This is a genomic window from Alcanivorax sp. UBA3183, assembly GCF_002364155.1.
Classification (GTDB): domain Bacteria; phylum Pseudomonadota; class Gammaproteobacteria; order Pseudomonadales; family Alcanivoracaceae; genus Alcanivorax; species Alcanivorax jadensis.
This window is the reverse complement of record NZ_DEXN01000012.1, coordinates 84,477-106,713: the sequence shown is the minus strand read 5'-3', so window position 1 is coordinate 106,713 and position 22,237 is coordinate 84,477. Positions and strand designations below refer to the sequence as shown.

The following is a 22,237-nucleotide window of genomic DNA, read 5'->3' as shown; positions in this document are numbered from 1 at the left end:
ATTGATGGAAGTACATATCGCCCAGGGACATAACCCGCCGCACAATATTCACGGCATCACCGTGATCATCGACGTGATCCGTGCGTTCACCACCAGCCACCATGCCTTCCGCAAAGGTCTGCGCTGCATCTGGCCGGTGGAGAACGCGGAACAGGCCTTTGCCCTGCGTGACGAGCACCTGCCCGACGCCTTGCTGGCCGGGGAAGTGGATGCCCTGCCGATCAAGGGATTTGATTTCGGCAACTCTCCCTGGGAAATCGATCAGGCGGACTTGCAGGACCGGGAATTGATTCTTCGCACCACCAACGGCGTGGCGGCCACCCTGAAAGCCCGGGACAGCAAGGAAGTGCTGGTTGCCGGGCTGGTGAATGCGCAAGCGACGGCCAACTATCTGCGCGAACAGAATCCACCCACCGTGGTGCTGGTGGCCTCTCATCCCACGGGCGATGAAGACGTGGCCTGTGCGGAATATATCCGCCATTTGTTGGGCGGCGAAGGCGTCAGCTATGCCATTGCCCGCGAACGCACCCTGAATGCCAGGGCCGCCAAAAAATTCTACGACGGCTCTCACCCCCGCCTGCGGCCCCAGGACATTGACGCTGCGGCGGCAAGCGAAGGCGACAACGCACTGATCATGCGAGTCAGCTTTGATCCTTTCCCCTGCATCACCGCCCACCCGGCTCCCTAGCAACCTGCTGACCCGGAACGTCAAGGTTTCCGCTCTTTTTGATCAATGCGGTGGGCCTGTCCGGCTTGTTACTGTTGAAACCACTTCAACAGACAGGACAGCCCCATGATCCAGTGGTCCGAACAACAACAGATGATCCAGAAGATGGTGCGCGATTTCGTGGAAAAGGAAATCGTGCCGCACCTGGATGACATCGAATACAACGGCGTGCCGCCCTACGACATCCTTCGCAAGCTGATAAAGACCTTCGGCATGGATGTGATGGCCCAGCAATCCTTCGAGAAACAGCTGGCCCGGGAGAAGGCCATTGCCGCCGGGGAAACCGTCGAGGAAAAGAAAAAGGATGGCCCTTCTGCCATGGCCGGCGAAGAGGCCGCCATGCGCATGATCCCCATTATCGAAATCTGCAAACATGCCCAAGGGCTTGTCACGGCCATGGGCGTGTCCATGGGTCTGGGCGGTGGCGCCATCATGAGCAAGGGCACCATCGAGCAGAAAGAACGCTGGGCACTGCCGCTGCTCACCCTGGAGAAGGTGGGCGCCTGGGCGATCTCCGAGCCCAATGCCGGCTCCGACGCCTTCGGACAGATGAAGACACTGGCCAAACGTGACGGCAATGGTGGCTACATCATCAACGGTAGCAAGACCTGGATCACCAACGGTCCCTACGCCGACACCATCATCCTGATCTGCAAGCTGGATGAGGAAGGGGTCCCAGCCGACCAGCGCAAGATCGTCTCCTTCATTCTCGACAGCGGCATGGAAGGCCTGGAGCAATCCAAACCCTTCAAGAAGATGGGCATCGGCTCCTCGCCCACCGGCGAACTGTTCCTGTCTGACGTCAAAGTGGGCCCCGACCGGCTGCTGGGCGGTAGTGAAGACGGCTACGGCCGCAGCGGCGCCAAGGGCACCTTCATGCAGGAGCGCGCCGGTGTCGCCGCCATGGCCCTGGGGATGGTAGAACGGGCGCTGCAACTGAGCACCCAATACGCCCACGACCGGGTCCAGTTCGGCCGAGCCATCGGTCAGAATCAACTTATCCAGCTCAAGCTGGCCAAAATGGAAGTGGCTCGCACCAACCTGCAGAGCATGGTGTTCCGCTATATCGAAATGACCGCCGCCGGCCAGCAGATGACCCTGGCCGAGGCCTCCGCCATGAAGCTATACGCCGCCCAGGCTGCCATGGAGGTGGCCACTGAAGCGGTACAGATCCATGGCGGCTACGGTTACATGCGCGAATCGCGTGTGGAACAGCTGATGCGCGACGCCAAGATCCTGCAGATCTACGCCGGCACCGACGAAATGCAGATCATCGCCATCGCCCGGGACTTGCTGGGCCGCGTGTAAGAGATTGACCATAAAGCCTGTAAGCTTTTGCCGGGTGCAATGTCAGCATATTGACCATCGCGCCCGGCAAAATGGTTTTTGTGGTCTTCATCACACTCTAAGTTTCAATATACACTCAACCATTATTCGTAGTAGGGGCTGATACATCAGTCTAGGTGGTTGAAATGTTAGTACGCTATAGGGCTGATTTCGCCGCAGTTGCCCTGGTGTTGGCGGTGTTTTCCATTCAACTGGGCCTGTTTTTCTATAGTGACGGCCTGACAACCTGGCTGGCCATGCTGGCCCTGTTACCGGTTCAGGTATCCTGTGGCGCCATCTGCCACAACCATCACCATGTCAATGTGTTCGTCAAAAAACCGCTGAACCGACTGTTCGAGTGCATCCTCTACCTCCAGACCGGCACCAGCCCCCTGAGCTGGACCCTGCATCATAATATCGGCCACCATAAGTACTATTTAGAGCCGGAACAGGATCCCTCGTCCTGGCAGCAAGCGGATGGCTCGCTGATGCCCCGCTGGCGTTATGTGCTTATCAATACGCTGAAGGTCTACCCGGAAATCCATCGTATCGGCAAGCAGCACCCCCAGCTTTACCGGCGCTTTCTCCGTCTGTTAGTACTTGCAAACATTCCGCTTCTGCTGGCGATGCTCCATGACCCACGCAACGCCCTGATCCTCTTCATTCTGCCCATGACGGCAATGCTGTTCATGCTGCTGGACAACACCTACGGCCAGCATGCCGGCACCGGTTTCGAGGACCATTATCACGCCTCGCGCAATGTGGAACTGAAACGCTACAATCTGCCGTCCTGGAATCTGGGCTACCACACGGCCCACCATATGCTGCCCGGGATTCACTGGAGCCAGCTGCCGGCATTACACGACAAGATCCGCCATCGCATCCCCGAGCACCTGATTACCGACAACATCCTGCTGCAGTGGGAACCCGCCCGCCAGCAACGAGGAGGATTGCCCTCATGATACGTGGCCTGCTTGTATGCCTGATCATGGGCTGCGCCGCCATGGCCCGTGCGCAGGACTGCTACTATTACTGGGTGCACCAGTGCATCGAAGTGGTCGATGCCAGCCAGAGACAGCTGCAGCAGTATGTGCTGATCTCCCCGGCGGTGAACTACCTGCAAGCTGAAGGCCAGCAATGCAGCGACGCGGTCACCGAGCGGCAGCAACCCATCGCCGTCGAACTGCTGGCCCGCTTCAACCAGGCTGCCAGCAAGATCAGCGCCTGCCGGACCCCCGTCACGGAACTGCCCGCCCGGGTGTATGACAAACCCCACCAGGCCACCTGGCACTACAACCGCAGCCGCAAGGCCAGCCCACAGAAAATCGTGATTCCCCTGGCGGATTTACCTGTCCTCTGATATTAAGCCTTGAAGATCACTGCCAATCGCTGCACATCCGGTTGGGTGTGCTATGATCGACGGGCTTTTTCTATCCGGGGCGAATAATGAAAACAATTAAAACTGCCGCGTTACTGATCTGCATCCTACTGCTCGCCAGCTGCCAGAATCTGCAGGGCGAACGGCAAGGGGATTACTATTTCTCTCCCGCCGGCGCCTATATTCTGGACATGAGCATCAACACCTTCCGGGGTGAAGTGGTGCTTGATGAACGCTGCGACCGCCATGGTGGCTCAACCACCTTCTGGGACGGCAGTGGCCGTCTTTTCCGTGTGGACTACCTGAGCGCGGAAAACCATCCGATGATCCAGGCACCGCGGTTTGCCTCGGATCTGACCCTGCTCAACCTGACCCTGAACAGTTACTTGCGTGAGGTGGTGGCCAAGGCCCCCATGATCACCAGTGCCGAAGCCTCTTACCGGGAATTCCTGGAAGACGCCGATCCCCGTGCTCTGTTCGCCATCATTGGTATCAATGTGGATGCCGCCCAGGTGAAAGACAGCGAGGTGGAAAGCGGCACGTACTACTATGGTTTCATGCTGTTCAAGCGTGGCGACCGCATCTATGTGCTGCAGCACCGCCAACCGGTACTGATGCCTGAAAAAATGAAGGCTGTGCTGCTGAATCTGGCCGACGGCATGGAAATTCCCGGCCGCGTCCGCGACGACACGGATATGGAAAAGCTGCGCCGGCTATTGAAGAAAATGGCCCCGGGCGGCACCGATGGTGATCCGGTCCGACTGTGCGAACCCGCCTGAGAACATTAGCCAGTTGGAAGTTGCAACGAGCAACAGGCTTGGTGTGTACTGGATAGGCAGAACCCCGCGCTTCATGACAATGGCGCGGGTCCTATGCACTTCGGGAAACAGCACCCAAAACTGACTTTTGGGTTTTCGCTGTTAACTATTCACTATTAACTATTAGCTGCTGCTATGACTTCCCTGACAACACAGAGCTGCGAAGCATGCCGGGCTGACGCACCCCGGGTAACCGACCAGGAACGCCAAGAGCTGCATCCTCAAATCCCTGAGTGGATTCTGGTAGAGGAAGACGGCATCGAGAAACTGCAACGGCATTTCTCGTTCAAGAATTTCGTCGACGCCTTGGCTTTTACCAATCAGGTTGGCGAGCTGGCCGAAAAAGAGGGCCATCACCCGGCCATCCTCACCGAGTACGGCAAGGTGACGGTGACCTGGTGGACCCACAAAATTGGCGGTCTGCACCGCAATGACTTTATCAGCGCAGCCAAGACCGACGCGCTTTAAGCACGAGCTACGCTTTTGGATAGTGGCGGCGTGAGAAGTTCCCGGCTTCCCTTTCACCGTCAAACATGGGCCAGGCTCACTCGGTTAGGCGTTGAAGTTTGAGGCTTGCCGCTTGAAGCTCTCTTTGACCATTTCCTCCACCGCCATGATCAAAACGGCTTGCGGCAACCGTCCCGGCCTTTGCTAGCATTCTTCTCAACCGAAGGAGAAACAGCATGGCCCTTTCCGAAGAACAGAAAACCCTGATCAAAGCCGCTAGCGACAAGACCTTTCCATTTGTGGAGCGCTGCGGGGTAAAGACCCTGGATGTGGAACGAGGTTACTGCAAGATGGTGATGCCTTTTGAGCCCAACATTAATCATGTTGGCATCATGTATGCGGGCGCCCTCTACACCATCGCCGAACTGCCCGGCGGGGTGATCTACCTGACGTCCTTCGACACCAAGCGTTGCTACCCCATCGTCAAGGACATGTCGATCCGCTTCCGTCGCCCGGCTACCACCGATATCACAGTGGAGGTCACCCTCAGCGAGGAAGAGATCGCACGCATCGAAAAGACCACCGAAGAGGTGGGTAAATGCGACTTCGAATGGGACGTGGAATTGAAAGACGCCAATGGCGAGGTGGTTGCCATCACCCATAACGTCTATCAGATGCGCAAGATCGGCGGGTGAATCGAGTTAAAAGTGCAAAGTTGAAAGTTACAAAGCGCGGGCAAGGGTAATGCCACATGACAAAGGCGATGCCCGCGCTCCAAGAAAGGCTTATCAACCCACCTGCAATGAACGCGGCCACCCAGATTTCAGAGCAAGATCAGGTAGTTCGCGTTTCAACTTTTAACGTTCAACTCGGTTTGTTATTCCGCCTGCTCACAGAAGCCGTTCGGCCCCATATTGACGGTGGTTGAGCATTGCCACTCCAGCCCACGCACCCCACCTTCCACCGGCCAAGTGGTCAGTTCATGGCCCTCCAGACGGCCAGCGAGCTCCAGCTTCAGCATGCCCTCGCGGAGCATATAGGCCCGTTTGATACGCTGATCCACCACCTGCTCAGGCGCAATCTCCATATCATTCAGGCTGCCCGGCCACTTGCCGCTGGACAGGTAGTACTCACTGATCCGCATGCGCAGCACCGACACGGTACTGAATGCTTGTGATAGAGAGGCCCGATCCCGGCTAGTGCTGAAAAGCTGCCAGGTTTTCCGGTCGATACCTGGCGGCGGCTCGTCCTTGTGCTGCGGACCACTTGCCTGCGATTTCTCGGGAATCGGCACCCGCCGGGCCAGGGCATCAATATCAGCTTCGTAACGCGCCCGCAGCGTGCAGCGCGAACCACTCCAGCGCCGCCCCTGCAGCGAGGGCTTTTCTTCCTGCAACTGGCTTAGATAGGCATCCCGGAGCAGGAATTCAGACCGGTCCTGCTGTTTGTAGGCCAGCTTACGTTTCTGATAATCATCGGTAGCAGCAATAACGCTCAGCAAGCTGACATGCAGCTCTTCTGTCATCATCTGCAAGGCCCGGTCGCAGACCTGCTGCTCGCTCTCCCCCTCCCCGGCCCGCTCCACCTTGGCCAGAGCCAGTGACACAGCGATTACAGGTGCACCCCACACCAGCAACAGGACCGCTATAACAGTGCGCACTCTATTTCCCCTTGGGACCTCAAGCTATAACGCGATTGAATATTTTATCTGTGCTGAACCCAACAGCCCGCCTCCAAAGCCCCGGCGCTGCACCTGCAACGCAAACCAGACAAGCCCCTGATTCGCGTTGCAGCTTCAAGCTTATCGCTCTCTTACTTCCTGCTGAATTCCTGCACCGCGTCGATAAAGACACCCGCATTGGCAGGGTCCACCTGCGGCGTAATGCCGTGCCCCAGGTTGAAAATATGCCCGGGGTGATCACCGAAATCCGTCAGGATGCGTTTTACTTCCGCACGGATGGCATCCGGAGACGCATACAGCACCGCCGGGTCCATGTTGCCCTGCAGGGCCACCTTGTTGCCGACGCGGCGACGGGCTTCGCCGATGTTGATGGTCCAATCCAGGCCCAGGGCATCACAGCCACTCTCCGCCATGGACTCCAGCCACAGCCCACCGTTCTTGGTGAACAGGATCACCGGCACCTTGCGGCCTTCGTGGTCACGAATAAGGCCATCGACGATTTTCTTCATGTATTTCAGGGAAAACTGCTGGTAGGCCTCGGCGGACAGGGCCCCACCCCAGGTATCAAAGATCTGTACTACCTGGGCCCCATGACGAATCTGGGCATTCAGATACGAGGTGACCGATTGGGCCAGCTTATCCAGCAGGGCATGAGCCAACTCTGGCTGGCTGTAGACCATGGCTTTGAGATGACGGAAGTCCTTGCTGGAGCCGCCCTCAACCATGTAGGTCGCCAGAGTCCAGGGGCTACCGGAAAAGCCAATCAGGGGAATCCGGCCATTGAGAGCCCCACGAATGGTGCTGACCGCCTTCATCACATAACCCAGATCGCTTTCCGCATCGGGAATCGGTAACGCCGCCACGTCTTGTTCGGTGCGCACCACCTTGCGGAATTTCGGCCCTTCTCCGGTCTCGAAATACAGCCCCAGGCCCATGGCATCGGGAATGGTGAGGATATCGGAAAACAGAATGGCGGCGTCCAGCGGGTAACGCTCCAGCGGCTGCAAGGTGACCTCGCAAGCCAGGTCCGCATTCCGGCACAGATCCATGAAAGAGCCGGCATGCTCGCGGCTGGCCCGGTATTCCGGCAAATAGCGCCCGGCCTGGCGCATCATCCACACCGGTGTCTGATCCACAGGCTCGCGGTTGAGGGCACGGAGAATACGGTCGTTTTGTAGAGGAGCGAAAGTCATGTGGGTTCCTTTGGAAACGCTCCACGCATCACGCTGCACGCAACACGCGAAAATCAAAAAATCCTCAATATCATATAGAAAAAGGGCCTGCAAAAGCAGGCCCTGATGTTGCGTGTCGCATGCACCGTGTTGCGTGCTACGTCAATCACACATCCAGATAATCGAGAATGCCCTTGGCCGCTTCACGCCCTTCCCAAATGGCGGTTACCACCAGGTCAGAGCCGCGAACCATATCGCCACCGGCAAAGATCTTCTCGTTGCTGGTCTGGAACGGGAATTCCTGTTCTTCAACAGCCTGAACACGGCCGGAATCATCAGTCGCCACATTCTTCGGCTCGAACCAGTCCGCCGGGCTGGGACGGAAACCGAAGGCCACGATGACCGCATCCGCCGGTAGAATTTCCTCGCTGCCAGGGATCGGTTCGGGACGACGACGACCATTGTTGTCTGCCTCGCCCAGCTTGGTTTCCACCACTTTCACGCCAGTGACCTTGCCATCTTCACCCACGACTTCAATGGGCTGACGGTTGAACAGGAACTGGACGCCCTCTTCCTTGGCGTTCGCCACTTCCTTGCGGGAACCAGGCATGTTCTCTTCGTCACGACGGTAGGCGCAGACCACGCTGCCAGCCTGCTGGCGAATGGAAGTGCGGTTACAGTCCATAGCGGTATCACCACCACCCAGCACCACAACACGCTTGCCCTTCATGTCGATGAAGTCAGCCGGGTCTTTCTCAAAACCCAGGTTGCGGTTGGCATTGGCCACCAGGAACGGCAGCGCTTCGTGCACACCATCCAGATCCTCACCTGGGAAACCACCCTTCATATAGGTGTAGGTGCCCATGCCCATGAAGACGGCATCGTAGTCGGCAAGCAGTTCATCAATGGTAATGTCCTTGCCCACCTCCACGCCCAGGCGGAATTCCACGCCCATGCCTTCAAACACTTCACGGCGCTTGGCCATGACCGGTTTTTCCAGCTTGAACTCAGGAATGCCGAAGGTCAGCAGACCGCCGATTTCCTCGTAACGATCGAAGACTACCGGCTTCACACCGCTGCGTACCAGCACATCTGCACAGCCGATGCCGGCGGGGCCGGCACCAATCACGGCGACCTTCTTGTCAGTCCACACCACCTTGGACATATCCGGACGCCAACCCATAGCCAGGGCGGTGTCGGTAATGTATTTCTCGGTGGCACCGATGGTGACTGCACCAAAGCCGTCATTCAGGGTACAGGCCCCTTCACAGAGACGATCCTGCGGGCATACGCGACCACAAACTTCCGGCAGGGAGTTGGTCTGGTGACTCAGCTCCACTGCTTCCATCAGGTTGCCCTCACTGATCAGCTTCAACCAGTTAGGGATGTAATTATGGACAGGACACTTCCACTCACAGTACGGATTGCCACAGTGCAGGCAACGGTGCGCCTGATGCTCCACTTCCCGTGTGTCGTACGGGTGGTAGATTTCCTCGTACTTGTGTTTGCGGTCGTCAATGTCCTTTTTCTTCGGATCGTGCCGGGGCACGTCGAGAAACTGGAAGTTATTGCTCAAACGTTCAGCCATGGTCTCCCCCGTTATGCCGGATTGGCACGCGTGCTCTTGAGCAGGTTTTCCAGGCTTGCAGCCTTGGGCTTAACCAGCCAGAACTTGCGGCTCATGGCATCAAAGTTATCCAGAATGTACTGGCCCCATTCGCTGCCGGTCTCTTGCACGTAATCGGAGATCACGCCACGCAGGTGGCTGCGGTGAGACTCGGTAGCTTCGGAACTGATGCGATGCAATTCGATCAGTTCCGGGTTGATGCGGTCGAAGAAATCATTGTCCTCGTCCAGTACAAAGGCGAAACCACCGGTCATGCCGGCACCGAAGTTGTGCCCGGTGCGACCCAGCACGGTGATGGAACCGCCGGTCATGTATTCACAGCAGTGATCGCCAGCGCCTTCCACCACGGCGTGGGCGCCGGAGTTACGTACCCCGAAGCGCTCGCCAGCGGTACCCGCAGCCATCAACTTGCCGCCGGTAGCACCGTACAGACAGGTGTTACCGATAATGGCCGTTTCCTGGCTCTTGAACGGGCTGCCATTGGGCGGACGAATCACCAGCTTGCCACCGGCCATGCCCTTGCCCACGTAATCGTTGGCATCACCTTCGATGTACATGTGCAGGCCACCGGCGTTGAACACACCGAAGCTCTGCCCGGCGGTACCGGTGAAGCGCACCTTGATCGGCGCGCTGTCCATGTCCAGGTTGCCGTGACGCTTGGCGATTTCGCCGGACACCCGGGCCCCCACGGAACGATCACAGTTAGTGATCTCGTAGTGGAAGGAGCCGCCGGACTTGCTGTCGATGGCCGTCAGCATGTCCTCAACCATTTTCTGGTTCAGCACCGCCTTGTCGAACGGCTCATTGCGGCTGACCTGGCAGTGGGTAGGCTTGTCTGCGGGCACCAGATCATTGCGCAGGATCGGCGTCAGATCCAGCTTGCCCTGACGCACGGTTTCGCCTTCCAGCACTTTCAGCAAGTCGGTGCGGCCGATCAGCTCGGGAATGCTCTTCACACCCAGCAGCGCCAGCAACTCACGGACTTCCTTGGCCACGAAGGTGAAGTAGTTGATCAGCAGTTCCGGAGCACCAATAAAGTGCTCCTTGCGCAGGTCTTCACGCTGGGTCGCCACACCGGTGGCGCAGTTGTTCAGGTGACAGATACGCAGGTACTTACAGCCCAGCACGATCATCGGCACAGTACCGAAACCGAAGGACTCGGCACCCAGGATAGCGGCCTTGATCACGTCCAGGCCGGTCTTCAGGCCACCATCGGTCTGCAGACGGATCTTGTCGCGCAGATCATTGCCACGCAGGGCCTGATGGGCTTCCGCCAGGCCCAGCTCCCAGGGGGAGCCGGCATAGCGGATGGAGGTCAGCGGGCTGGCCGCGGTACCGCCGTCGTAACCGGAAATGGTGATCAGGTCCGCGTAGGCCTTGGCCACACCGGAAGCCACGGTACCCACACCGGGCTCGGACACCAGCTTCACGGACACCTGGGCGTCCGGGTTGACCTGCTTGAGGTCGAAGATCAGCTGGGCCAGATCCTCAATGGAGTAGATATCGTGGTGCGGTGGCGGCGAAATCAGGGTTACGCCGGGCACGGAGTGACGCAGGCGCGCGATCAGCGCATTCACCTTGCCACCGGGCAGCTGACCGCCCTCGCCGGGCTTGGCGCCCTGGGCCACCTTGATCTGCAGCACCTCGGCGTTGACCAGATAATGCGGGGTCACACCGAAACGGCCGGAAGCAATCTGCTTGATCTTGGACACCCGCTCGGTGCCGTAGCGGGCCGGATCTTCACCACCCTCACCGGAGTTGGAGCGACCGCCCAGACGGTTCATGGCGGTGGCGATGGCCTCGTGGGCCTCCGGGCTGAGAGCACCGAGGGACATGCCCGCGGAGTCAAAGCGCAGCAGGATGTTCTCCAGCGGCTCCACCTGCTCCACATCAATGGCTTCCACGTCATCGCGCAGGGCAAAGAGATCACGCAGGGTGGCCACCGGGCGCTTGTTGACCAGTTCGGCATACTCTTTGTAGGCGTCGTAGTCACTGTCCTGGGTAGCCCGGTGCAGGGCATAGATCACGTCCGGGTTGAAGGCGTGATATTCCTTGCCGTGGATGTACTTGAGAATACCGCCGGCATCGATGGGCTTGCGCTGCTTCCAGGCATCCTTGGCCAGGCTCTTCTGGTCCGCTTCGAAATCCTCGAAGCTGGCACCCTGGATACGGCTGGGCACACCACGGAAACACAGATCCACCACATCGCGGGCAACGCCCACGGCTTCGAACAGCTGAGCGCCGCGGTAGGACGTAATAGTGGAGATCCCCATCTTGGAGAGGATCTTCATCAGGCCCTTGTTGATGCCCTTGCGGAAGTTCTTCTGCAGCTCCACCGCATCGCCGAGCAGTTCGCCGGAGCGCACCATGTCGGAGATCACGTCATAGGCAAGGTACGGGTAGACGGCAGTGGCGCCGAAGCCGAACAGCACAGCAAAGTGATGGGAATCACGGGCGGTAGCCGTTTCCACGATGATGTTGGCGTCGGAGCGCAGACCTTTTTCGGTCAGGTAATGGTGCACGGCACCAGTGGCCATCAGGGCGTGGATGGTCAGCTGATCCTGGGCGATACCGTGGTCGGTAAGCACCAGAATGACCTTGCCATCACGGACTGCCTGGGCGGCCTGCTCGCAAAGATTTTCCACCGCCTGACGCAGGCCGATCTGTGGGTCGTAATGCAGGCTCAGCTTGGCCACATCGTACCCGGGACGATCGATCTTCATCAGGTTGGTGAATTTGGAATGAGACAGCACCGGGGTGGACAGAATCGCCCGGTCGGCATGATCCGCTGTTTCTTCGAACACATTCCGCTCGGCGCCCACACAGGTTTCCAGGCTCATCACGATCGCTTCGCGCAGCGGATCGATGGGCGGGTTGGTCACCTGAGCAAACTGTTGGCGGAAGTAGTCGTACAGGGAACGCTCGCGACGGGACAGCACCGCCATGGGCGTATCATCGCCCATGGAGCCGGTGGCTTCCTGGCCGGATTCTGCCAGCGGGCGAAGCACCTGATCGCGCTCTTCAAAGCTGATCTGGAAAAACTTCTGGTAGCTGAGCAGATCCTGTTGATCCACCTCGTCGGTACGCTCCACTTCGTGGTCGTAATCCGCTTCGATACGCAGGGCGTTGCCTTTCAGCCAGTCCCGATAGGGGTGGCGCACCTTGAGACGGTTGTCGATGTCCTTGGTGTGCAGCACTTCACCGGTTTCGGTATCAATGGCCAGGATCTGGCCCGGCCCGACCCGACCCTTGGCCACCACGTCTTCCGGCTTGTAGCCGTAAACGCCGATTTCTGAAGCCAGGGTAATAAAGCCGTTCTTGGTCACTACCCAGCGGGCCGGACGCAGACCGTTACGGTCGAGCATACAAACCGCGTAACGGCCGTCGGTCATTACCAGGCCGGCAGGGCCATCCCAGGGCTCCATGTGCATGGAGTTATATTCGTAGAAAGCCCGCAGATCGGAATCCATGGTTTCCACGTTCTGCCAGGCCGGCGGGATCATCATGCGCACGGCGCGGAACAGATCCATGCCGCCAGCCAACAACACTTCCAGCATGTTATCCATGCTGGAAGAGTCGGAGCCGGTGCGGTTAACCAGCGGGCTCAACTCTTCCAGACCGGGCAACAGTTCATTTTCGAACTTGTTTTCCCGGGCCAGTGCCCAGTTACGGTTGCCCTGTACGGTATTGATTTCCCCGTTGTGAGCCAGATACCGGAACGGCTGGGCCAGCGGCCACTGCGGCGAGGTATTGGTGGAGAAGCGCTGATGGAACACCACAATGGCGGTTTCCATGGCACTGTCACCCAGGTCCGGGAAGAACGCCGGCAGGTCCACCGGCATCATCAGACCCTTGTAGGAAATCACCGAGGCAGACAGGGAGCAGACGTAGAAGTAGCCATCGCTCTCCAACGCCTTCTCCGCATGACGACGGACAAAGAACAGGCGGCGGTTAAGCTCCTGCTCGGTATTGCCGTCAGCTGCCACCAGCACCTGCCAGAAGCCGGGCAGAGAGGCACGGGCCAGATCACCGAGACAGGCGTCGTCGGTGGGCACTTCGCGCCAGCCCAGCACCTGCACGTCCTGCGCTTCCAGGGCCGTATTGATGGCGGCTTTCTGCTGTTCCGCCTGGTCGGCATCCGGGTGGGTAAAGATCATCCCCACGCCATAGTTGTCCGGCAGACTAATGGATTGAGCTTCCGCAACCTTGCGGAAGAAAGAATCGGGTTTCTTGAGCAACAGACCGCAGCCATCACCGGTTTTTCCATCGGCATTAATGCCGCCCCGGTGAGTCATACATGTCAGTGCTTCGATGGCCGTTTGCAAAAGCTCGTGGCTGGCGTTGCCCTCCATATGGGCAATCAGACCAAAACCACAGTTGTCCCGGAATTCTCCGGGCTCAGTGAGCCCCCGCACCAGCGTTGAGTTCTGCTGCATCAAAACCTTTCCTCTTGAAATTCAGAGACTTACAGAAGGCGAATGGCGTCAGGATAGTGGTGACGGCAAAAAAGGGATATGCATTCTACACATTGCGCCCTTGGGCGACAAATTGAACAGTCACCCAAGGGGTATTTTCGTTTTCAAAGTTCGCTGCGAATGTCGGCTATATTGCGGGGAAATGGGCCTGCAGAGCGCAACTTTGCAGGTAACGTCGACTTTGCATCCAGTGCCGCCTGACGGCTGGAATAGTCCCCGGAAAGCACTAGATAGACCGCTTTTCCGTTACGCTCGGCGCGATAATATGCCCCCTTGCGCTCCAGCTGGTCCAGCACCCCGCGAGCATTTGCCTCCTGGCTGGTCACGGTAATCTGCAGGAACCAGCGGCTATCATCCAGCGTTGCCAACCAGTCTTCCCGCTGGTAGCCCAATTCCGCATCCAGGCCGCTCAGAGCCGGCTCGCTGGCGGGCACTGTATCTGGTTCGGCAGGCATTTCCTGCGATTGCTCTTCCTGTTTCGGCTCTGGCGACGCCGCCTCCGCAGACTCCTGTGCCACACGCACTTCCGGCTCCTGCCGGGCAGGCGCTGACTGCATGACCGGATCCGTTACCGGCGTCAAGGACACACTTCCAGCATCACCATCCGTCTTTGGATCAGGCTCGGGATCCTGGCGATCGGGAAGGTCTTCCAGTCTGGCAACGGGCTCCATGGATGACGCCAACGGGCGAGTCTGAGGCTCTTGGGCTTCGGCAGCAGCACCTTCTTCAGCGCCGGATTGCTCCGGAACCGGAAGGGCAAGCTGACGAGATTCTCCCTGCCCGGAGCCGTCATCGCTACCGCCGGAGAAAACCGACCAGATGATGACCACCACGGCCAGAAGACCAACCACTGCCGCCACGTGGCGCCATGGTGGAGTCACTGCGGCACGCCGCTCCTGCTCGCCATCCTCATGATCATCGCCAGTCTCAGCAAAACTCTCGGCCTCATCATCAGCTGCGGATGAAAAAAGATGAAACTCTTCCTGCGAGCCCTCATCAACCGGGCGAGATGCAAATACGGCAGCGGGTTCGGAGTCATCCTCCTCTTCAGCAGCAGCGGACATCATCACCGGGGCGCCGACTTCACCGTTACTCAGCAACTCAATCAACCGGGCAATATTGCCGTCACTGTCATGACGGAGACGCTCCGCCTGGGCCTCATCCAGCTCCAGCCCCAGCACAAACCAAGCAAAATCCTGAATATCATCAGCAACCAGCGAAGGCAGATCGAGCACATCGTCCAGGGCCAGATCCGCCCCCTTCAGTTTTTCCACTGTGCCGGGCAAGCCACCGAACAGATAACCCAGGCGGGCGCCCAGTTTCTGCTTAAGGGCGGCCATGGTTGCAATCGCCTCATCCAGCAGATCTTCGCTGTTATCCACTACTACCAGAATCCGGCTGTCAGCCAGGGTTTCCCGAAGTTTGTCAGGCAGTGCAGCCCGGTCAATATCGAAGTGCCGCAGTAGGGACTCGACGACCACATTGGCATTATGTTCAGCCGCGCCATCAATCCGGACGATCTCCATGTCACCAAGCAACGCCATCACCGTGTGACCAAGCAAGGTAGACACGCCGCTACCACTATCCCCTTCCAGCGCCACCACGGAACCCAGGCCAGCATGGGCAGTCAGCGCATCCAGATAATCGCCCCGGGATGCACCACTGAAAAAACGATCATCATCATGTTCCACAAAAAGCCTCCAGCGTCTGCCGTAATGCCACTGCATCATAGTCTGCTGTGACCACAGCCTCACCCAGCTGCCTCAGCAACACAAGACGAAGCCGACCATTCTGCACTTTCTTGTCCAGTGCCATCAGGTCAATGAACTGATCCGGGGTCATCCCCGGGGGAATCGTGACCGGCAGCTGCCACTGCGCCAACACACCCGCAAGACCTGGCTCCAGCGCCGCATCCACCCAGCCAAGCCTGACCGACATATGCACCGCCATCAGCATGCCAACGGCTACCGCTTCACCGTGGAGCCACTGACTATAGCCCGTGGCCGTTTCTATGGCATGGCCGAAGGTGTGGCCCAGATTCAGCAGGGCGCGGTTACCCTGCTCGGTTTCATCATCGGCCACCACCTGCGCCTTGTTCTCACAACTGCGATAGATGGCTTCGGATAATGCCTCATTGTCTCTGGACAACAGCTTGTCATTGTTGGTTTCCAGCCAGTGGTAAAAATCCGGATCGCGAATCAGGCCATACTTGATCACTTCCGCATAGCCTGCCGCCAGTTCACGTTGCGGCAGGGTGGCCAGCACATCAGTGTCTATCAACACCAAGCGCGGCTGATGGAACGCGCCAATCATGTTCTTTCCACGGGGGTGATTGACCGCGGTTTTGCCACCCACAGAGGAATCTACCTGGGCCAGCAACGTGGTAGGCACCTGAATAAAGTCCACCCCGCGCTGATAACAGGCCGCCGCGAAACCGACCATATCTCCGATCACACCACCACCCAGCGCAATCAGGGTGGTGGTGCGCGAATGGCGCCTGGCCATCAGAGCATCAAAAATACTCTCCAGGGTTTCCAGGTTCTTGAACTTTTCCCCGTCCGGCAGGACCAGGGTATCGCACTGGGAGGCAGCAAAATGTCGGGTCAAACGTTCCAGATACAGCGGGGCAATGGTCTCATTGGTAATGATCATTACCTGATTGCCGCGCACCTGCTCGGCAAGGGGAAAGGTGTCGAGCAAGCCGGCACCGATATGAATCGGGTAACTACGCTCGGCCAGGGCCACCTGAAGTGTTCGCATTGGGTCTCCGACAGACATTTGGTTCGATGCAAGGGCAAGGGGGGATCGAGTCATTCTTGCAGACAGGGTGAGGCGTCGCTAAACATGCCACCACCCAGTCGCGATGCGAACATCGCCTCTCACGACCACATTATCCTTGCCGGTGAGACACCAAACAAGCCAACACGTCATCCGCCACCTTTTTCAGGTTTCCTGAGGCCGTGGATACCACGTGATGAGACACCTGTCTGTAGAGAGGGTCCCGCTCGGCAAACAACGCCTCCAGCTTGGCGCGCGGGTCCGCCGTTTGCAGCAGAGGGCGATTCTTGTCATTGCGGGTACGGGCAAGCTGAACGTCCACAGGGGTCCAAAGATAGACCACGCAGCCGCGATCATGAAGCATATCCCGATTTTCGGGCGTCACCACGACACCACCACCAGTGGCCAACACGATACCGTTCTGACGGGTGAGCTCGTCAATCGCTTCCTGCTCACGGCGGCGAAAACCGGCCTCGCCTTCCATATCGAAGATCCACGGGATATCTGCTCCCGTCTTTTCCTCAATAACCCGATCAGAATCGAAGAAGGGATAATCCAGTATCTGGGAAAGGTGGCGACCCAGGGTGCTTTTCCCAGCACCCATGGGGCCAACCAGTATCAGAGAGGGGTTAGTCGTCTTGGTCACCGATTCGCCAAAGCATCCTTCATCAGCCTAGGAGTAATAAAAATCAACAACTCCTGCTTGTCATCCACTTTTGTAGTTCGACTAAACAACTTACCAATCCAGGGCAAGTCACCCAGGAACGGCGTTTTCGCAACAGAATTTCTTTTCTCCTGCTGAAAAATACCACCAAGAACAACTGTCTCGCCATCACTCACCAAAACAGAGGTCTCGACTCGATTTGTGTCGACCACCGGCGTATCCGCTACAAAACCACTTATCGCATCATTGAACACTTTCAGAGTCATTATGATATTGCCATCCGGAGTGATGTGAGGAGTTACCTCCAAACGAAGCTCCGCATCGATAAATGCCACCGCTGTCGCACCAGAGGATGTCGCCTTTTCATAAGGAACTCGCTGGCCAGCAGCGATAACAGCCGGCTGCTGATCCGCTGTCAAGACCTTGGGCGTGGCCACAAGCTCACCATGACCTTCAGCCTCCAGAGCGGACAATTCAAGCTCAATCAACCCGGACGCCAAAGAGGTAAAGCCGACAGCAAAACGAGATGCCTCGCTAGACTCAACCCCCAAATCAACGATCAGATCATTATTGGTATCTACATTGAACTCTTCAATTTCACCAAGAGAGCCATCGTCATCACGATCAATATTGGCATAATGAAGCTGGCGAAGACTGGTTAGACGGCCGGAGAACATTGAAGTTTCACCTTCATTCGCCAGCTGAGAACCATCATAGCCAAGCCCGCCCCAGCGAACACCGAATTCTTTAGAGACATCATTTGAAGCCACAACCACTCTGGCCTCAATCAGCACCTGCTGCACAGGGATATCCAACTGCTCAATAAGATCACCAATATCATTCAGTCTGGCCTGGGTATCCTGAATAATGAGGGTATTGGTTCGCTTATCAACAACCACAGAACCACGCTCACTGAGCAAAGAGCCCACTTCTTTGTCGGCACCACTGATCAAGGTTTTAATTTCAGCGGCATTCGCATAATTCACATTTACATACTGCGTACGCAAAGGTGCCAAAGAGGCAATCTGCTTTTGACTTTCCAGCTCAAGCTGCTCACGAGCTGCAATTTCGTCTGCAGGCGCCACAAGCAAAACGTTACCCACTTTGCGCTTATCAAGACCTTTGGTTTTAAGTATCAGCTCCAGTGCCTGATCCCAAGGAACATTTTGCAACCGCAAAGTGATGCGACCATCCACCGTATCCGAAGCGACCAAGTTAAGTCCGGTAAAATCAGCAATCAACTGAAGCACTGAGCGAACCTCAATATCCTGAAAGTTCAGTGAAAGCTTCTCTCCTGTGTACTCAAACGCATCCTGTTTTTTCCTTTCAGCCGCATCGTTGGAAACAGGCTTCACATTAATACTGAAAAGCTCGTCAGCCTGATAAGCCAAATACTCCCACGCCCCTGAAGACTGAATCTCAATAGTTGTAGATCCATCTAACGCCTTAGTTTCAACTAACTTTACCGGGGTTGCGAAATCGGTAACATCCAGCTTCCTTACCAGCTCATCCGATACACCTGCACCGACAAAGCGAGCAACAATTTTATCGCCACTTTCTTGTACATCTACCGGGATCGACGCCTGAGACAACTTAACGAGCACACGGCCCTCACCATCATCTCCCCTGCGAAAATCAACCCCGGTCACAGCCGCCTCAGCGTCAGCAACAACATCAGAAGCAGTACCGACTCCCCCTGACCCGGCAGGCAAATTGTCACCGATCAAAACAACCAAGGTGTCGCCATCTACATTCGTCGAGTAACCCGCCAAGGAATCCAGATTGAAAATCAATCTCGTACGATCTTTTGCCTCAACGATGGTGACGCTGCGAACATTGCCTGCCCCCATATTTTGACGTTTTTCATCAACAACGCTATCAGCCCCGATTAAGTCGAGAGCGATACGCGCTGGCTTTTCTATACCGTAACCTTTTACCTCAGGCACAGCTCCGCTGAATGTCAGGCGCACCTCAAGACTATCACCAGATAGAGCATTGGCCTGAACCGACTTAAGAGTGCTTGCCTGGGCAGAGGATAAAGCCCCGAACAGAAGAACAGAAAGGAAAAACCCCGTCACACGCCGGGACATACCATTTTTTGTTTTAAAATCTATATTTATCATCATTGATCCCCAGCGATCATTATTCAGCAATAGAGACGGAGTTGGCGCGCTCTACCCAGCCATCTCGTCCATCTGGAACGATTTCCACAAGCTGAACTTTCGTTTCACTGACAGCCTGCACTTCACCGAAATTTTTCCCTAAATAACTGCCTGGCCTCACTCGCGTAACAGCCCCACCTGGATCAGCGATGAGCGCTTCAAGCTCCCCGCCAGGCCGGGAAATCGTACCAACCATTGTCAAGGCGTCCAGAGAGAAACGCTCCAAGTACTCTCTTGGCCTTCCCATGTCAGGCTCCACATTGCGCCCGTCGGGAATAAACGCTCCAGTTTCGTCTACCGGCTTACTGAACGGTGACCGAAGTTTATGTGCGGCATATGAATAAGTCGCAATTGGCTTGAATTCGGGTGGCGGCTCTATTCTCCCTCTGGGACGAGCTTTGATTTCTTCAAGTCGAGACTCCAAGCCCTGCAGCCCGCTTCCGCCGCTACATCCTGCAAGACCAAAGGCAGCAAAAATCGCCACACTGAAAGCTATTAACTTACGCATACCCCACCTATTTATTTTTACCTGCGGAGGCATTCTTTGTGACAGCCCCGTCATTGCTGGAATAGCGATAAGTTTTCGCTGTGACATCTAGGCGGAGAAGGCCAAGAGAAGCCATCTCTTTTTCTTTGCCCTTCCCCTCATCAGGAACAGATATAGAAAAATCATGCAGCGTCACGATTCTGGGCAACCCGGAAACACCAGAAACAAAAGCGCCAAAGGAATGATAGTCGCCGATAGCGGTGACCTTGATTGGGAGCTCTGCATAGAACTCCTGCTCAACCTCATCTTCCAGTTTTATCTCTTCAAACTCCAAGCCACTACCGAGACCTGTGTGAGTGATATCTTCAAGAAGACCGGGAACCTCAGTTTCTTTGGGCAGCTGCTTGAGCAACGCCCCAAAAGTCTGCTCCATATCGACGAGCTGCGCCCTGAACTGATCCAGATTATGGGCTTCAAAAGCTTTTTTCTCATAGCTCTTCAATAACGATATTTCTTCGTTTCGCTGTTGCTCTAACAGCTGGTTCGCATCTGCGATAAAGAAAAAATACCCCAAACCCAAAACAACCAATAAGACAAGAGTAGCCACACCCGCTTTAGCCGGTGCTGGCCAGCCCCCTACATTTTCAAAATCAAGAGAGTTAAGTTGGTCGATTAACTCCCTCAAATCCATATCTTTCAGCTCAGAGGTTTTCATTGTTTTTCTTCCTCATTTTTGCTGTTTGGAGTGTCCTGCAAGACCGTCAGCACAAAACTATTTGCTCCTGACTGATTCTCTTGTGCAACAACGCTCTGCAATGCTGCTTGCCGGAACCATGCGGACTTATCAAAATTTCGCATCAACCTGGAAATGCGGTTATTGCTCTCCGCCACACCTTCAATCGTATACTCCCCATCCTTTCGCTCTATTCGACTGTAATGGACGCCATCCGGAAGGGTCTTAACAAGCTGGTCAAACACATAAACGATTGTAGGCCGATTACCTTGCAAGCTCTGAATCACTTCCATACGAGCAACAAGTTCCTCTCGCCGAGCTTTTAGCTCTTTGATTTCCTTGATTTTCTCCTCTAATTCTGCCGACTTCGTCTGGATAAAACTGTTTCGAGCTCGCTGGTCCGAGATCTGCTGATCCACATACCCCTTCCACAACCAGAAAATGAGTCCACCCGCGATAGCAGCAAGCACCAGCATCATGACAAACTCTTGCTGCTGCTGCTTACGACGCTCTTCTCTCCACGGCAACAGGTTAATTGTTGTTGTCATTGGTCAAAGCTCCTCAATGCCAGGCCGCAGGCGATCATCAGTGCTGGCGCATCATTGGCAATGGCAGAGGCTCCCACCTTGTTTGCCAGTGCCATATCACTGAACGGGTTGGCCACGGAACAGTTGGCACCAACCTTCTCCTGGATTAGCTCTGCCAGATCCTGGATAGAAGCCGACCCGCCGGCCAACAGGATATAGTCCACCTCATTGAACTGGGTGGAGCCGTAGAAAAATTGCAAGGAGCGATTGACTTGCTGAACGACAGCATCTTTGAAAGGCTGAAGGACTTCAGCCTCATAATCATCGGGCAATTCACCGGTTTTCTTGGCCAGGCCAGCCTCCTCCATGGAAATACCATAACGCCGCTGAATTTCTTCGGTCAGCTGCTTACCACCAAACAACTGCTCACGTGTATAGACGCTGCGACCCTGATGAAAGACGTTCAACGTGGTCATGGTGGCACCGATATCAAAGACCGCCACGGTCTCCAGCTCCTCAGCGTTGGGCAGACCCGGCAGCACAAGCTGGAAAGCCCGCTCCATGGCATAGGCTTCCACATCCACCGCCTTGGCCTGCAAGCCACCAATCTCCAGAGCGTCGGTCCGCATTTCCACGTTTTCGGTGCGAGACGCTGCCACAAGCACTTCCACGCGCTCGTCATTACCTTCAACAGGCCCCATGACCTGGAAGTCCATACGCACTTCATCCAGCGGGAAAGGGATGTACTGATCCGCCTCCACTTTCAGCTGGCTTTCCAGCTCGTCTTCGTTGAGAGAGGCGTCCATTTCAATCAGCTTGGTGATCACGGCAGAGCCGGACACCGCCACCGCCGCGGCTTTGACCCCGGGACGGGCGCGGCTCACCAGACGGGCGATAGCATCCCCGACGCCCTCCACGTCACTGATGTTTTTTTCGACAACCGCGTTGGCCGGCAGGGGCTCAACCCCATAGCTTTCGACCTTGAAGCGGTTCCCCGATTTCGACAGCTCGAGCAGCTTCACCGCCGTGGAGCTTATGTCGATCCCCAGTAGTGTCTGGGCCTTTTTTCTGAGGAAAGGCAGCACTGTTGTCGTCCCGTCTGGTTATTATTAAAGTGTTTTTTCTTGATAAAGATACACTTACACGTTTTTTATGTCGAATCACTTTAGGTGTAGTAATAGCAGAACAGATATTAGATCACAACAACCTTTCCACCATATAATGACCCACTTCAC

At 56.4% G+C, this 22,237-nt stretch carries 19 protein-coding genes; 7 read left to right on the top strand and 12 right to left on the bottom strand.

From position 1 onward, the window contains the following. Nucleotides 1–4: 4 nt before the first annotated feature. The 7 genes from B3Q33_RS05165 (at nt 5) to B3Q33_RS05135 (ending at nt 5,391) form a co-directional block, all read left to right on the top strand. The gene (locus B3Q33_RS05165) at nt 5–688 is read left to right on the top strand and encodes a 2-phosphosulfolactate phosphatase (RefSeq protein WP_035245104.1); all 684 of its coding nucleotides are present in this window, start codon (nt 5–7) and stop codon (nt 686–688) included. Nucleotides 689–793: 105 nt separating this feature from the next. Further along, nucleotides 794–2,035 carry an acyl-CoA dehydrogenase family protein gene (locus B3Q33_RS05160; RefSeq protein WP_286827106.1) on the top strand — a complete coding sequence of 414 codons (1,242 nt, stop codon included), beginning with the start codon at nt 794–796 and terminating at the stop codon, nt 2,033–2,035. A gap of 164 nt (nt 2,036–2,199) precedes the next feature. Then, nucleotides 2,200–3,015, top strand: a complete 816-nt coding sequence (locus tag B3Q33_RS05155) for a fatty acid desaturase family protein (protein WP_035245107.1) — start codon at nt 2,200–2,202, stop codon at nt 3,013–3,015. Next, on the top strand, nt 3,012–3,413 hold the full coding sequence (locus B3Q33_RS05150; RefSeq protein ID WP_035245109.1) for a hypothetical protein: 402 nt from the start codon (nt 3,012–3,014) through the stop codon (nt 3,411–3,413). The genes B3Q33_RS05155 and B3Q33_RS05150 overlap by 4 nt, the downstream gene beginning before the upstream one ends. 86 nt (nt 3,414–3,499) lie before the next feature. After that, complete coding sequence (locus B3Q33_RS05145; RefSeq protein WP_035245111.1) at nt 3,500–4,210, top strand: hypothetical protein; 711 nt, start codon at nt 3,500–3,502, stop codon at nt 4,208–4,210. 174 nt (nt 4,211–4,384) lie between these two features. Then, nucleotides 4,385–4,717, top strand: a complete 333-nt coding sequence (locus B3Q33_RS05140; RefSeq protein ID WP_035245113.1) for a 4a-hydroxytetrahydrobiopterin dehydratase — start codon at nt 4,385–4,387, stop codon at nt 4,715–4,717. Nucleotides 4,718–4,932: 215 nt separating this feature from the next. Continuing rightward, nucleotides 4,933–5,391: a PaaI family thioesterase gene (locus B3Q33_RS05135; RefSeq protein ID WP_035245115.1), complete on the top strand. Its 459-nt coding sequence runs from the start codon at nt 4,933–4,935 to the stop codon at nt 5,389–5,391. 182 nt (nt 5,392–5,573) lie between these two features. Here the strand turns inward: B3Q33_RS05135 and B3Q33_RS05130 are convergent, their stop codons facing one another. The 12 genes from B3Q33_RS05130 to B3Q33_RS05075 form a co-directional block, all read right to left on the bottom strand. After that, nucleotides 5,574–6,356 (bottom strand): hypothetical protein, encoded by a 783-nt coding sequence (locus B3Q33_RS05130; RefSeq protein WP_035245117.1) that lies wholly within the window; start codon nt 6,354–6,356, stop codon nt 5,574–5,576. Between the two features lie 152 nt (nt 6,357–6,508). After that, nucleotides 6,509–7,570: a uroporphyrinogen decarboxylase gene (gene hemE, locus B3Q33_RS05125; RefSeq protein ID WP_286827102.1), complete on the bottom strand. Its 1,062-nt coding sequence runs from the start codon at nt 7,568–7,570 to the stop codon at nt 6,509–6,511. A 145-nt stretch (nt 7,571–7,715) separates the two neighbouring features. Further along, entirely contained in the window at nt 7,716–9,137 is a 1,422-nt protein-coding gene (locus tag B3Q33_RS05120) for an FAD-dependent oxidoreductase (protein ID WP_272962928.1), read from the bottom strand. An 11-nt stretch (nt 9,138–9,148) separates the two neighbouring features. Beyond that, on the bottom strand, nt 9,149–13,612 hold the full coding sequence (gene gltB / locus B3Q33_RS05115) for a glutamate synthase large subunit (RefSeq protein WP_286827099.1): 4,464 nt from the start codon (nt 13,610–13,612) through the stop codon (nt 9,149–9,151). Nucleotides 13,613–13,755: 143 nt separating this feature from the next. After that, on the bottom strand, nt 13,756–15,342 hold the full coding sequence (locus B3Q33_RS05110; protein WP_286827097.1) for an SPOR domain-containing protein: 1,587 nt from the start codon (nt 15,340–15,342) through the stop codon (nt 13,756–13,758). Next, a complete protein-coding gene (gene aroB, locus B3Q33_RS05105) occupies nt 15,332–16,411 on the bottom strand; it encodes a 3-dehydroquinate synthase (protein ID WP_035245127.1) in 1,080 nt (359 codons plus the stop codon). Before aroB ends, B3Q33_RS05110 begins: the two co-directional genes overlap by 11 nt. 130 nt (nt 16,412–16,541) lie before the next feature. Next, nucleotides 16,542–17,075 (bottom strand): shikimate kinase AroK, encoded by a 534-nt coding sequence (gene aroK, locus B3Q33_RS05100; RefSeq protein ID WP_035245129.1) that lies wholly within the window; start codon nt 17,073–17,075, stop codon nt 16,542–16,544. Further along, nucleotides 17,072–19,219 (bottom strand): type IV pilus secretin PilQ, encoded by a 2,148-nt coding sequence (gene pilQ, locus B3Q33_RS05095; RefSeq protein WP_272962153.1) that lies wholly within the window; start codon nt 19,217–19,219, stop codon nt 17,072–17,074. Before pilQ ends, aroK begins: the two co-directional genes overlap by 4 nt. Before the next feature lie 16 nt (nt 19,220–19,235). After that, nucleotides 19,236–19,763 (bottom strand): pilus assembly protein PilP, encoded by a 528-nt coding sequence (locus B3Q33_RS05090; RefSeq protein WP_052042465.1) that lies wholly within the window; start codon nt 19,761–19,763, stop codon nt 19,236–19,238. 7 nt (nt 19,764–19,770) lie between these two features. Further along, nucleotides 19,771–20,457 (bottom strand): type 4a pilus biogenesis protein PilO, encoded by a 687-nt coding sequence (locus B3Q33_RS05085; protein WP_156964814.1) that lies wholly within the window; start codon nt 20,455–20,457, stop codon nt 19,771–19,773. Next, entirely contained in the window at nt 20,454–21,023 is a 570-nt protein-coding gene (locus B3Q33_RS05080) for a PilN domain-containing protein (RefSeq protein WP_035245131.1), read from the bottom strand. The genes B3Q33_RS05085 and B3Q33_RS05080 overlap by 4 nt, the downstream gene beginning before the upstream one ends. Next, nucleotides 21,020–22,087 carry a pilus assembly protein PilM gene (locus tag B3Q33_RS05075; RefSeq protein ID WP_272962152.1) on the bottom strand — a complete coding sequence of 356 codons (1,068 nt, stop codon included), beginning with the start codon at nt 22,085–22,087 and terminating at the stop codon, nt 21,020–21,022. Before B3Q33_RS05075 ends, B3Q33_RS05080 begins: the two co-directional genes overlap by 4 nt. Nucleotides 22,088–22,237: the final 150 nt, after the last annotated feature.